Origin of the sequence: Fictibacillus phosphorivorans (assembly GCF_001619875.1) — a bacterium.
GTDB lineage: Bacteria > Bacillota > Bacilli > Bacillales > Fictibacillaceae > Fictibacillus > Fictibacillus phosphorivorans_B.
The window spans coordinates 174,918-188,665 of the sequence record NZ_LRFC01000023.1; the positions used below are offsets into that span (position 1 = coordinate 174,918).

The window sequence follows — 13,748 nt, forward strand, 5'->3', positions numbered from 1 at the left end:
ATATGCTATACTATTTTAAAGCAGCCTTCTTTTTGCAGGGCTGCTTTTCTTTCCATTTTTCTACATACATAAAGACATAATATTGCATGCTTGTGAGGTGATTACATGGCGAAAAACAAAAAAAAGAAAGCAAAGAATAAAGGCAGATGGAAAGAGCAGCTGACATTTGAAATTACAGGTCTTACGATATTAGCACTAGCTTCACTTGGACTAGCTAAAATGGGTAATGTCGGAATGGCATTCGTTCATTTACTTCGTTTCTTTAGCGGAGAATGGTATGGAATTTTATTGTTAGCCTGTATCTTATTATCTCTTTATTTAATTTGGAAAAGAAGCTGGCCGGCATTGGTCTCAAAAAAACTAACAGGAGTTTATATCTTGTTTTTTTCATTCTTAGTCCTTAGCCATCTTACGCTATTTGAACATTTAACTAACGGTGGAGATTGGAAAGATGCTTCAGTTATTCGAAATACATGGGATCTGTACTGGATGCAGCTTCAAGGTGAAACGGCTACGAATGATCTTGGCGGCGGTTTAGCTGGGGCTATAGGGTTTGCTCTTTTTTATTTTCTATTCGGAGCGGGTGGAACAAAGCTCGTGATCTTTTTTCTGATTTTAGGGAGTCTTTTACTGATATCTGGAAAATCTCTTTCAGTATTCCTGCAAAAAATTGTAGATGTTACAACTTCATCTTCTGCAAAGTTTAAAGAGTTCGTTCAGGAAAAGAAGCAATCTATAGCTGAAGAACGTACAAAAAAAGTAAAAGAAAAGAAAACGCTCAAACCACCAACTGTAGACGATGAAGATGATACAGAAGAGATCATCATTTCAGAGGATCCTGTGATTGAAGACTTTACAAAAAGAGTTCACCAGACAGAAAGTGGTGTACAGTTAAAATTCGCTCCGCAACTATATGGTGATCATGAAGAGACAAAAAGTACCGAAGACAATACACATGTTCAAGACGAAGCAGTATCATCGCCACTTCCAGCAAATTTCGGTGATGAAGTCATTCAGAATGAACACTATCAGCTTCCTACGATGAAACATTTAAGAACACCTCAAAACAGCGGCCAGCACAAAGACAAACAATATGCTGCGAGTAAGAGCAACGCGAAAAAGCTGGAAAAAACATTTGAGAGCTTTGGGGTAAAAGCAAAGGTTCTTAAAGTTCACTTAGGGCCAGCAGTTACAAAGTATGAAGTGTACCCAGATGTGGGTGTGAAGGTAAGCAAGATTGTGAACTTATCAGATGATCTTGCATTGGCATTAGCAGCAAAAGACATTCGAATCGAAGCACCGATTCCTGGAAAATCCGCCGTAGGAATAGAGGTTCCAAACCAGGAAATTTCTATGGTAACGCTTAGAGAAGTACTAGAAGCTCCTCAATTTTCAGGTCAGCAGTCACCACTTGCAATTGGCCTTGGAAGAGATATTTCAGGTGAACCCATTATTGCAGACCTAGCAAGAATGCCGCATCTGCTTGTTGCAGGAGCAACCGGTAGCGGAAAGAGTGTATGTGTTAACGGAATCATTACGAGTATCTTGATGAGAGCAAAACCGCATGAAGTAAAAATGATGATGATTGATCCTAAAATGGTAGAGTTAAATATGTATAATGGAATACCACATCTTTTAGCACCTGTTGTAACAGAACCAAAAAAGGCAGCTCAGGCTTTAAAAAGAGTGGTTTCAGAAATGGAACGAAGATATGAACTGTTCTCACATAGCGGAACGCGAAACATAGAAGGCTATAATGAATCCATTCGTAAACAAAACGCTAAAGGTGATGCAAAACAGCCATTTCTACCTTATATAGTCGTAATCGTAGATGAACTTGCTGATTTGATGATGGTAGCTTCAGGGGATGTTGAAGATGCGATAACGCGCTTGGCTCAGATGGCACGTGCAGCTGGCATCCATTTAATAATTGCTACTCAGCGTCCATCAGTAGATGTTATAACTGGGGTTATCAAAGCAAACATTCCATCCAGAATCGCCTTTAGTGTGTCTTCTCAAACAGATTCTAGGACAATCCTTGATATGGGTGGTGCTGAGAAGCTGTTAGGCAGAGGGGATATGCTGTTCTTCCCATCAGGAGCTTCAAAACCAGTTCGTGTTCAGGGGGCGTTCTTATCAGATGAGGAAGTGGAAGCGATTGTTGAACATTGTGTTACTCAGCAAAGAGCTCAGTATCAGACGGAAATGATTCCAACGGAGGAAGCTGAACCGGCTGTTATGGAATCTGAAGATGAATTATTTGCAGATGCGGTTCGCCTTGTCGTTGATATGCAAACCGCTTCGGTCTCAATGCTGCAAAGAAGATTCCGAATCGGCTATTCAAGAGCAGCAAGGCTGATTGATACGATGGAATCCAAAGGAATCGTTGGTCCTTATGAAGGGTCAAAACCTCGTGAAGTACTGATATCGGCGATGCCGGACGAAAAAGAGGCATCCAGTTCATAGGGAAGCGGGCTCTAAAGAGCTCGTTTTCCTTTGTTTATGTCATTTTTTTCAAGTAATGTAAAATCCAAAGAATACCTATTAAAAATTTGTAAAATTAGTATTTATTTATAGAACTAAAAATGGTATAGTAATGTCGATTCTACTAATAATTTGTCATACGTCGAACAACTAGTTAAGGTGGTTTATGTAATGTCCATAAAAGCTGACCATCGCTTGTTATATATTAAAGTGATTGAAAAGTTAAAAAAAGATATTGAAGAAGGTATTTATAAAGAGGGCGAAAAACTTCCATCAGAGTTTGAACTTTCTAAACAGCTTGGTATCTCAAGGGCTACTTTGCGTGAGGCTCTTCGTATTTTAGAAGATGAAAACGTACTCATCAGAAAACACGGTGTAGGTACATTTGTCAGAACACGTGCATTATTCTCATCCGGCATTGAAGAACTCTACAGTGTTACCGATATGATTGAAAGAGGGGGAAAGAAAGCAGGGACAATTTTCCTATCTTCACAACAGACTGATGTAACTGATGAACTTCTAAGTAAGTTCAATGATACTTTGCCAGATGGACTGATGATGATGGAACGTGTTCGTACTGCAGACGGGGAACCAGTCGTTTTCTGTAAGGATCATATGCCTGCACATCTGTTTCCATCAAAAGGATTGCACGATTATGAGTCTTTTTTAGAAATGTTAGAAAAGGAAACGGGTAGACGCGTAATGTATGCGGTAACAAATATTGAACCAATTGGTTATCATGATCGCATCTCAGAAATTCTTGAAAGTGATGCGCAAGTCCCGTTATTAATTTTAAGACAGATGCATTATGATCAATTTGATGAACCAGTACTCTATTCTTGCAACTATTTTAGATCTGATAAATTTTTATTCTCTGTATTAAGAAAGCGCTTATAATTAAACTCTTTTTTAGGGGGTGATCGGTACTTTTTTGCAGCATTGGTTTTAGTCATTAAATATGAAAACATTTACAGGGGGAAAATGACTTGAAAAAGAAATTAGGATTGATGGTTACTGCAATGTTAACTGCCGGTACACTTCTTGCCGGATGTGGAACTTCTGATGAAGGTAAAACTTCAGGTGGAGACAAAAAAGACTTTAAAGTAGCAATGGTTACAGATACAGGCGGCGTAGACGATAAGTCTTTCAACCAGTCAGCTTGGGAAGGTCTTCAAAAGTTTGGTAAAGAAAACAACTTAGAAAAAGATAAAGGTTTTAAATACTTACAATCCACTGCGCAAAGTGATTACAAGCCGAACTTGAACTCTTTAATTCGTCAAAAATACGATGTTGTTTTCGGTATCGGTTTCTTAATGGGAGCAGATGTGGAAACGGTTGCTAAACAACAGCCGGATGCAAAACTTGCAATCGTTGATATGGTTGTTAAAGGTGACAACGTAGCAAATATTACGTTTTCAGAGCATGAAGGTTCTTTCTTAGTAGGATTGGTAGCTGGAATGCAATCAAAAACGAACAAAGTAGGCTTCGTTGGCGGTGTTAACAGTGAACTGATCAAAAAGTTCGAAAATGGATTTAAAGCTGGAGTTCTAACAGCTAATCCAGATGCAGAGGTTCTTGTTCAATATGCTGAAGACTTCAATAAAGCAGAAAAAGGACAACAGATCGCTAATACATTCTATCAGCAAGGTGCTGACGTAATCTATCACGCAGCTGGCGGAACAGGTATGGGTGTGTTCACTGAAGCGAAAAACCGTAAGAAAAACGGTGAAGATGTATGGGTAATTGGTGTTGACCGTGACCAGCATGAAGAAGGTATGCCAGAGAACGTAACACTTACTTCCATGGTAAAACGTGTTGACCAAGCGGTTTATGAAGTTTCTGAGCAAGCGATGAACGGTAAGTTCCCAGGTGGAAAGATCGTAGAATTCGGGCTTAAAGAAGATGGTGTAGGTATTGCTCCAACTCAAGACAACGTTGATAAAGATGCACTTAAATCTGTTGAAGATTACAAGAAAAAGATTATCGGCGGCGAAGTGAAAGTTCCTAAAACAGACGCAGAGTTTGAAGAGTTCAAAAAGAACTTGAAGTAATTCTATGTCACTAGTTTAATATTTGGCCAGGACTTGGCAGAAGCCAAGTCCTTCCTTATGTACATAAGGGGGGAGAGCAAAAGATGGAATATGTAATTGATATGCGTAATATTCGGAAAGAATTTCCTGGAATCGTTGCAAACGATAACATTACCCTTCAAGTAAAAAAAGGGGAGATTCATGCCCTTCTTGGGGAAAATGGAGCAGGTAAGTCAACATTGATGAACGTTTTGTTCGGCCTATATGAGCCAGAACAAGGTGAAATCTATGTAAAAGGAAATAAAGTGGTGAACAATGATCCGAATATTGCCAACTCGCTTGGTATTGGGATGGTTCATCAGCACTTTATGCTGGTTGATAAATTCACTGTTACTGAAAATATTATTTTAGGAAAAGAACCTACTAAAGGCGGAAAAGTAGATTTACAGACAGCTGCTAAAGAAGTGAAGGCTCTTTCTGATCAATACGGACTCTCTGTTGATCCATTTGCAAAAATTGAGAATATCTCTGTAGGAATGCAGCAGCGTGTTGAAATTTTGAAAACGCTTTATAGAGGGGCAGATATTCTTATTTTTGATGAGCCAACAGCTGTATTGACTCCTCAAGAAATTGTAGAACTCATTCAGATTATGAAAAAGCTTGTTAGCGAAGGTAAATCGATTATTCTTATCACACACAAACTGAAAGAAATTATGGAAGTTTGTGACCGCTGTACCGTAATCAGAAGGGGAAGAGGCGTTGGGACGGTAAACGTTAGCGATTCTAACCCAGATTCTCTGGCAGCAATGATGGTTGGTCGTGAGGTAAACTTTAAAGTTGAAAAAATAGAAGCAACGCCGAAAGAAGCAGTACTGACGATCAAAGATCTTGTCGTTCATGACAGCAGAAAAGTACCGGCTGTAAACGGGCTAAACTTAACTGTACATGCAGGCGAGATCGTAGGGATCGCAGGAGTAGATGGAAATGGACAATCTGAACTTTTAGAAGCGATTACAGGACTTCATAAAATTCACGAAGGCTCTATCCACCTGCGAGATAAAGAGATTACGAATAAATCTCCAAGAAGTGTTACTGAGAGCGGACTGAGCCACATTCCGCAAGACCGTCACAAACACGGACTTGTTCTGGATTTTTCTGTTGGTGAAAACATGGTTCTTCAAACATACTACCAAAAGCCTTATTCCAAGTCAGGCATATTGAACTTCAAACCAATCTTTGATAAAGCGAAAAAATTGATTGAAGAATATGATGTTCGTACCCCTGATGCATACACGCCAGCTCGTGCACTATCAGGTGGAAATCAGCAAAAGGCGATTATCGCGAGAGAAGTAGACCGCGATCCGGACTTCTTGATCGCCGCTCAGCCCACTCGCGGTCTTGATGTTGGAGCGATCGAGTTCATCCATTCCAAACTGATTGAACAACGAGATAATGGCAAGGCGGTATTGCTTGTTTCATTTGAATTGGATGAGATTATCAATGTGAGTGACCGCATCGCCGTGATGTATGAAGGAAAGATTGTTGCGATCGTAAACCCAAAAGAAACAACGGAACAAGAACTTGGGTTACTGATGGCAGGAGGAAAGAGAGGTACCGTTCATGCCGAATAAATCTAACAAAATGAAATTTTTAGTGCCTCTTATCTCGGTATTTTTAGGTCTTCTTATCGGTGGCATTATTATGCTGATCAGTGGATATCAACCAGTTGAAGCTTATGTAGCTCTTTTTCAAGGTATTTTTGGCGGGTCGTATTATTTTGGTGAGACGATCAGACAAATGTCACCTCTTATCTTGTCAGGACTCGCTGTAGCTTTTGCTTTTAGAACGGGCCTATTTAATATTGGTGTCGAAGGACAGCTTTTAGTCGGCTGGCTGGCTGCTGTGTATGTAGGAATCTTTGTTGATGCTCCTGCGATCATTCATATCCCGCTTGCTGTTTTGGCTGCAGGGGTAGCAGGTGCATTATGGGGTTCAGTTCCAGGTATATTGAAAGCGCGATTCAAGGTTCATGAAGTTATCACTACGATCATGATGAACTATATCGCACTTTATACGACGAATGAAATCATTCGTAATTATATGCTGGCTCCAGGTGAGCGAACGGAGAACATAAAAGAATCTGCATCTTTGGCTTCACCATTCTTACAAAGCATTACTGAATATTCGACACTTCATTTTGGAATCATTGTAGCTTTAATTGCAGCTGTTATTATGTGGTTCCTATTATGGAGAACAACTTTAGGTTATGAGCTTCGTGCAGTAGGGTTTAACCAGCATGCCTCTCAGTACGCTGGTATCAACGTTTCAAAAAACATTGTACTTTCCATGGCGATCTCAGGTGCATTTGCAGGGATTGCAGGAAGTATGGAAGGTCTAGGTACGTACCAATACATGACGATCAATGCAGGATTTACAGGAGTTGGATTCGATGGAATCGCGGTTGCCCTTTTAGGTGCTAATAGTGCAATCGGTGTCATTTTAGGAGCTGCACTGTTCGGTGGCTTAAAGATCGGTGCACTGAATATGCAATCTATAGCAGGGGTTCCAACTGAGCTTATTGGCGTTGTAATAGCTTTGATCATCTTCTTTGTAGCATGCAGCTATCTTGTTCATTGGTTGATGAACCGTGTGAACAGAGGAGGTAAGATCTGATGAGTTTTATGGATATTCTAGCACTAATCATACCTGCTGCAATCGTGTCAGCTGCTCCTTTAATCTTTACCGCTCTTGGCGGCGTTTTTAGTGAACGTTCAGGAGTTGTAAATATCGGATTAGAAGGTCTTATGCTTTTTGGTGCTTTTACAGGAGCCGTAACGATCTATTATGGAGAACAGTTCGGATTAAATGGTGCAGCACCATGGGTCAGTTTTGTTGTAGCAATGATCGTAGGAGCACTATTTGCATCGATTCATGCAGTTGCAAGTATCTCCTTAAAAGCAGACCAAGTCGTTAGTGGTGTAGCGATTAACTTTTTGGCTGCAGGACTCGCGATCTTCTTAACAAAGAAAATCTTTAATGCAGGACAAACACCTGTTATTTCAGAACGTATTTCAAAAAGTAATATTCCTTACTTGTCTGATATTCCAGTCATCGGAAAACTATTTTTCACAAATGCGTATCTGACCTCTTATCTAGCAGTATTTGTAGCTTTAATCGTTTGGTATGTTCTATACAAAACACCATTTGGTCTACGTCTACGCTCTGTAGGTGAACATCCGATGGCCGCGGATACGATGGGGATCAACGTTAAAAAGATGCGCTATATTGGGGTTTTATTAAGTGGAGCTCTCGCTGGTCTAGGTGGCGCTGTTTATGTGGCGTCTATTTCAGGAAACTTCACGCACTCAACGATTACGGGTCAAGGTTTCATGGCTCTTGCTGCTATGATTTTTGGTAAATGGCATCCACTTGGTGCTCTAGGTGCAGCATTATTCTTCGGTCTTGCACAAGCGATCAGTATCTCTGGAGCACAAATTCCAGGTCTGCAAGACATTCCAAAAGTATTCTTGCTTATCGCTCCATACGTTCTAACGATCTTAGCTTTAGCTGGACTTGTTGGACGTGCAGACGCACCGAAAGCATTAGGAACTCCTTATGAAAAAGGAAAAAGGTAAATAAAAAAGTTCGCCTAAAGGCGGACTTTTTTTCTTTTACGGGAAGGAATGTCATGCCGCGTAACGAAAATGGGTAAACTAGGATATAGGCTATAATGAAAGGGGTACTTATACAATGGGAATCGTTAACCATAAAAAAACAGATCTTCATGGTATGACTGTACATACGATTGAAACAAAAAAGTATAAGACGACATCGTTTATTCTTCAAATAAAAGAAGCTATCAATGAGAAGAACGTAACAAAGAGAGCATTGTTAGCTTACGTATTGCAAAGCGGAACAAAAGATTTTCCATCGTCAAAAGATCTCAGAAGTGCTCTTGACGACCTTTATGGAGCCACTCTAAATGCTGATCTTTCGAAAAAAGGTGAAAATCAAGTGATCAGCATTCGAATGGAAGTGGCCAACGAGAAATTTTTATCCAATTCCGAACCCGTATTGGATAAAGCGTTCCATCTATTATCTCAAGTATTGTTAGCACCTGCAGTGGAAAACGGTGTATTTAAAGAAGGAATCGTAAAAAAAGAAAAACGAAGCCTTAAACAGCAGATCGAATCAATCTATGATGACAAGATGAGATATGCGAATAAACGACTTTTAGAAGAGATGTATGAATCTGAACCCTATCGTTTAAACGTTTATGGTAATGAAGATGAGGTTGATGGAATCACTTCAAAAGACTTATATGATTATTATCAAGAAGTGGTTAGAAACGATAAGGTTGATCTTTATGTAATCGGTGACATTTCAACAGACGAAATGCTTGAAAAAGTAAAAAAACATTTCCACTTTTCTAAAGACCACCATGAAAAAGAAGAGCAAGCTTCCACAGCAAAAGACGAAAAAAGAATTTCAGATATAAAGGAAATTTTCGAGGAACAAGATGTGCAGCAAGGCAAACTGCATATGGGTTACAGAACATATACTACTTATGGCGATCCCGATTATTTTGCTCTTCAAGTGTTTAACGGTATTTTTGGAGGATTTTCACACTCTAAGCTATTTATGAACGTACGTGAAAAAGAAAGTCTAGCCTACTATGCAGCTTCCCGGTTTGAGAGTCATAAAGGGGCTGTATTTGTAATGAGCGGAATTGAAACAGGTAACTATGAGAAGGCTGTTAAGATCATTAAAGAACAGCATGAAGAGATCAAGAACGGTAACATTACAGATGCTGAATTTGATCAGACAAAAGCGATGATCAACAACCAGGTGCTAGAAACCATCGATCATCCGATTGGCTTATCTGAAGTTCTGTACCATAACGTTGTTGCAGGAACGAACCGGTCAATTGAGGACTGGATGGAAGGGATTAATAGCGTTACAAAAGAGGACGTTGTGAAAGTAGCAGAAAAAGTAAAACTTGATACCATTTTCTTTTTGAAAGGAGCAGCGACAAATGGGAATGAAAACGTTTGACCAATTAGATGAAACCCTTCATTTTGAAGAACTTCAGAATGGCTTAAAGGTATATGTGTTAGAGAAAAAGGGATTCAACAAAACGTATGCAACCTTCACGACACATTATGGTTCAGTAGATAATCATTTTAAACCGCTCGGTAAGAATGAAGATGTAAAAGTACCAGATGGGATTGCCCATTTTCTTGAACACAAACTTTTTGAAAAAGAACATGGAGATGTGTTCCAGGACTTCAGCAAGCAAGGTGCATCTGCAAATGCTTTTACGACCTTTAACAGAACAGCCTACCTTTTTTCAACTACAGGTGATGTGAAGAAGAACTTAACAACGCTGATTGATTTTGTTCAAGAGCCTTATTTTACAGAAAAAACGGTTGAGAAGGAAAAAGGAATCATCGGTCAAGAAATCAGAATGTATGACGATAACCCTGACTGGCGTGTTTACTTTGGACTGATTGAAAATATGTACCATCATCATCCTGTTAAGATTGATATCGCAGGCACAGAAAAATCAATCGCTAAGATTACAAAGGATGACCTTTATGAATGCTACGAGACATTCTATCATCCGAGCAACATGATCTTATTTATTGTTGGTCCTGTTAATGCTGAAGATATTCTAAACTTTGTAAAAGAAAACCAATCACAAAAATCATTCAAGGAAAAAGCACCGATCGAGAGATTCTTTGATGAAGAACCCGCAACTGTTGCTAAAGAGAAAAAAATAATTGAAATGACTGTTCAAACTCCAAAGTGCTATATGGGGTATAAGGAAGCGGCACCGAACCGAAAGGGTAAAGAGCTTATGCGTCATGAGCTCTGTGTAAACTTACTTTTAGAAATGATGTTCGGAAAAAGTTCACCTAATTATGAAACGTTGTATGAGGAAGGTTTGATCGATCAGACGTTCTCTTTCGATTACACAGAAGAAAACGGATTTGGTTTCAGTATGCTTGGCGGGGATACACAATCACCAGATGAATTCGTCGAAAGAATTTCTGGTATGGTAGAGTCTTTTAAAGACCAGCCAATTGCAGAAGAATCCTTTGAACGTGCTCGTAAAAAGAAGATCGGTGCTTTTTTAAGATCATTAAATTCTCCTGAATTCATCGCGAATCAATTCACTCGTTATGCCTTTAATGAGATGGATTTATTTGATGTAATCCCTGTATTTGAGTCACTGAAAGTCAGTGATGTTGAGGAAGTTCTCCAGAATCATTTTAAAAAAGAAGCATTGACGGTTTGCCAAGTTCGAAAAAAGAAGTCATAATGATTTAAAAAAACATCCTAAAGTTTAGGATGTTTTTTTAAAGCAATGAGGGATTACCATTGAAAAAAGTACTTGTTACTGGAGCTACAGGGGCTATTGGAATTAAAATCAGTCATATGTTAGCTTCTCAAGGATTTCAGCTGTTTTTACACTACCATTCAAATGAGGCGGCTGCCATTAAGCTGCAAAACGAGCTAATAAAAAAATACAATAGTTCAGTATCCATTCTCTCTGCCGACCTGTCTCAGTCAGAAGGTCCGCAACACTTATTGTCCAACATTCAAGAACCTATCGATATATTCGTCTATAATTGCGGTGCGTCACATTACGGGCTGCTTACAGACTTTACTGAACAGTCCATTAGAGAAACGGTCCAACTGCATCTTTTAAGTGCGATATCCCTTTCGAAGTCGCTTATTCCGTCCATGATTCAAAAAAAATCAGGCAAGATCATTATGATCTCTTCCGTTTGGGGTGAAGTGGGTGCTGCCTGCGAGACAGTCTATTCTGCTGCAAAAGGCGGATTGAACGCTTTCGTAAAAGCACTTTCAAAAGAATTGGCACCTAGTCAGATCCAAGTGAATGGTATTTCACCTGGAGTCATATCAACTCCGATGCTGAATCAGTTCTCAGAAGAAGAAAAGCGCGAACTTGCAGAAGATATTCCAGCCGGACGTTTTGGTGAACCTGATGAAGTCGCACATGCCGTTGAATTTTTAATAAGTGCGAAATCTGATTACATATCTGGTCACATCCTCTCTATAAATGGATCATGGTATACGTAAAAAAACATGTATAAAAAGGTTAAAACTAAGAGATATTAATGCTGTATCAACCTTGAAGGAGGAGACAGCATGTCTGTATTAGACAACTTTGGTCAATGGAAAGATTTCTTGGCAGAACGCTTAAATCACGCGGAGCACGAAGGTATGAACCATGATACGATCTCAAACTTAGCAACTGAGATCGGTGGCTACTTAGCGAACCACGTTGAACCAAAAAACGAGGAAGAAAAAGTTCTTGCCGATCTTTGGAATGTGGCCGATGAAAATGAAAGACACGCCATTGCTAACATGATGGTAAAGTTAGTTCAAAACAACGGAAGCCACTAATGGTGAAGGATGTTAAGAATTTTTTCTTAACATCCTTTTATTTTGCTTTCATAATAAATTGAAATCATTTATTATTAGTAACAAGAATAAATGTAGATTTTTGTTTCATTTTGAAAGAATAGGGGATGGAATATGGGAGAGCAAGAATGGTATTTAGAGTATGAGATACATAAAAACCGGCCGGGTCTCCTAGGGGATATATCATCCTTATTGGGTATGCTTGGAATTAATATCATTACGATTAATGGTGTGGATAACGAGCGCCGTGGAATGCTTCTGATTATCGATAATGAAGAAAAGATTAACCGTCTGAAATCGATTTTAGATTCAATGGATAACATTACGGTAACCAAGTTTCGAAAACCAAAGCTTCGTGACAGGCTTGCTGTAAGACATGGCAGGTACATCGAACGCGATGCAGATGACAAAAAAACGTTTCGTTTTATTCGAGATGAGCTTGGTATATTGGTTGACTTTTTAGCGGAATTATATAAAGTTGAAGGACATAAATTAATCGGTGTTAGAGGCATGCCTCGTGTTGGAAAGACAGAAAGTATCGTTGCATCAAGTGTCTGTGCGAATAAGCGGTGGGTATTTATTTCATCGACATTATTGCGTCAGACGGTTAGAAATATGCTCGCAGACGATGAATACGACTCTGATCATGTTTTTATAATTGATGGTGCAGTTTCGGCACGCAACATGAACGATAAGCATTGGCAGCTCATACGGGAGATCATGAGACTTCCTGCAGCGAAAGTTGTGGAACATCCTGATCTTTTTGTTCAGCAAACAGAATATACGCTTGATGATTTCGACTATATCATCGAGTTGAAAAGTCACCGTGATGAAGAAATTACATATGAAGCTTTGAAACAAGATCAAACAGGATTCGGAAATTTAGAATGACGTAAGTGGGTGGGAAGGTTGACAGAACTCGGTAAGTTATTAAAAGAAAAACGTGAAGAAAAAGGAATGTCCCTTGAAGAGCTTCAAACAGCAACTAAAATACAGAAACGTTATTTAGTGGCGATTGAAGAAGGAAAATATGATGTGCTTCCAGGGGCATTTTATGCAAGAGCCTTCATCAAAAACTATTGTGAAGCTGTAGGGCTCCATTATGAGACAGTCTTTGATGATTATTCTCATGAAATACCAAAGTCTGCAAAAGAACCAGCTACGGAGTTTGAACCACGATCAAAAAGAGATCGAACAGGTGTTGCAGAAGACAGTACTTTATTAAAGAAACTGATTCCGATCGTTTTAGCGGGTATATTAATCGTTTTTGTCTTATTTATTGTATGGAAGTTTCTTCTTCCTGATGGGAATGATCAGGCAAAGAGAGGAAATGAAGCTCCAGGTGTTTTAGTGGATGAAGATGAGGACAAGCCTAAGAAAAAGGAAGAACCTAAAGAAGAAGATGTTAAAAATGATGAAAAAGAAGAACCAGCTCAAAAAGAAGAGCCACAAAAACAAACGTTAACGAAACTAGAAACGATTGGTAAAGTAACAACTTATGAGTTAACTGATACAGATCAATTGATCGTCGAACTAACTGCATCAGGTCCAAGTTATGTAGGGATTCAAGATGAAACGAAGAAAAGCTACTTCAATAATCAGCTAAAAAAGGATCAGACAGAAACATTTGATCTATCAACAGCAAAAGAGGCAACACTAAATATTGGCGCATCTCATGTTACATCGATTAAGATAAACGGAGAACCTTTTACTTATCCTGTACCGCCTTCTGAACTTGTTCACCAAAAGATTGTGATCAAAAAGGCTCAGTAAGGTTGC

The 13,748-nt window shown here is 39.2% G+C and carries 12 protein-coding genes; all 12 read left to right on the forward strand.

The genetic code is table 11. The features are described from left to right. Window positions 1-105 precede the first annotated feature (105 nt). The 12 genes from AWM68_RS10395 to AWM68_RS10450 all read left to right on the forward strand — a co-directional run bounded on the left by AWM68_RS10395 (window position 106) and on the right by AWM68_RS10450 (window position 13,742). A complete protein-coding gene (locus AWM68_RS10395; protein ID WP_066240951.1) occupies window positions 106-2,466 on the forward strand; it encodes a DNA translocase FtsK in 2,361 nt (786 codons plus the stop codon). A gap of 189 nt (window positions 2,467-2,655) precedes the next feature. Next, window positions 2,656-3,381 (forward strand): GntR family transcriptional regulator, encoded by a 726-nt coding sequence (locus AWM68_RS10400; protein WP_066240953.1) that lies wholly within the window; start codon window positions 2,656-2,658, stop codon window positions 3,379-3,381. Between the two features lie 89 nt (window positions 3,382-3,470). Further along, window positions 3,471-4,535 carry a BMP family lipoprotein gene (locus AWM68_RS10405; RefSeq protein ID WP_066240956.1) on the forward strand — a complete coding sequence of 355 codons (1,065 nt, stop codon included), beginning with the start codon at window positions 3,471-3,473 and terminating at the stop codon, window positions 4,533-4,535. A gap of 83 nt (window positions 4,536-4,618) precedes the next feature. Further along, window positions 4,619-6,145, forward strand: coding sequence for an ABC transporter ATP-binding protein (locus AWM68_RS10410; RefSeq protein ID WP_066240959.1), 1,527 nt, complete (start codon window positions 4,619-4,621; stop codon window positions 6,143-6,145). Beyond that, window positions 6,135-7,187, forward strand: a complete 1,053-nt coding sequence (locus tag AWM68_RS10415; RefSeq protein WP_066240962.1) for an ABC transporter permease — start codon at window positions 6,135-6,137, stop codon at window positions 7,185-7,187. Before AWM68_RS10410 ends, AWM68_RS10415 begins: the two co-directional genes overlap by 11 nt. Then, complete coding sequence (locus tag AWM68_RS10420) at window positions 7,187-8,149, forward strand: ABC transporter permease (RefSeq protein WP_066240963.1); 963 nt, start codon at window positions 7,187-7,189, stop codon at window positions 8,147-8,149. The genes AWM68_RS10415 and AWM68_RS10420 overlap by 1 nt, the downstream gene beginning before the upstream one ends. Window positions 8,150-8,270: 121 nt before the next feature. Next, window positions 8,271-9,569 (forward strand): EF-P 5-aminopentanol modification-associated protein YfmF, encoded by a 1,299-nt coding sequence (yfmF, locus tag AWM68_RS10425; protein WP_066242430.1) that lies wholly within the window; start codon window positions 8,271-8,273, stop codon window positions 9,567-9,569. Beyond that, on the forward strand, window positions 9,550-10,839 hold the full coding sequence (gene yfmH, locus AWM68_RS10430) for an EF-P 5-aminopentanol modification-associated protein YfmH (protein WP_066240967.1): 1,290 nt from the start codon (window positions 9,550-9,552) through the stop codon (window positions 10,837-10,839). Before yfmF ends, yfmH begins: the two co-directional genes overlap by 20 nt. A 59-nt stretch (window positions 10,840-10,898) precedes the next feature. After that, entirely contained in the window at window positions 10,899-11,624 is a 726-nt protein-coding gene (ymfI, locus tag AWM68_RS10435; RefSeq protein WP_066240970.1) for an elongation factor P 5-aminopentanone reductase, read from the forward strand. Between the two features lie 69 nt (window positions 11,625-11,693). Next, the gene (locus AWM68_RS10440; RefSeq protein WP_066240973.1) at window positions 11,694-11,951 is read left to right on the forward strand and encodes a DUF3243 domain-containing protein; all 258 of its coding nucleotides are present in this window, start codon (window positions 11,694-11,696) and stop codon (window positions 11,949-11,951) included. Window positions 11,952-12,083: 132 nt separating this feature from the next. Continuing rightward, window positions 12,084-12,860: a DUF3388 domain-containing protein gene (locus AWM68_RS10445; RefSeq protein WP_066240975.1), complete on the forward strand. Its 777-nt coding sequence runs from the start codon at window positions 12,084-12,086 to the stop codon at window positions 12,858-12,860. Window positions 12,861-12,878: 18 nt separating this feature from the next. After that, window positions 12,879-13,742 carry a helix-turn-helix domain-containing protein gene (locus tag AWM68_RS10450; protein WP_066240978.1) on the forward strand — a complete coding sequence of 288 codons (864 nt, stop codon included), beginning with the start codon at window positions 12,879-12,881 and terminating at the stop codon, window positions 13,740-13,742. Window positions 13,743-13,748: the final 6 nt, after the last annotated feature.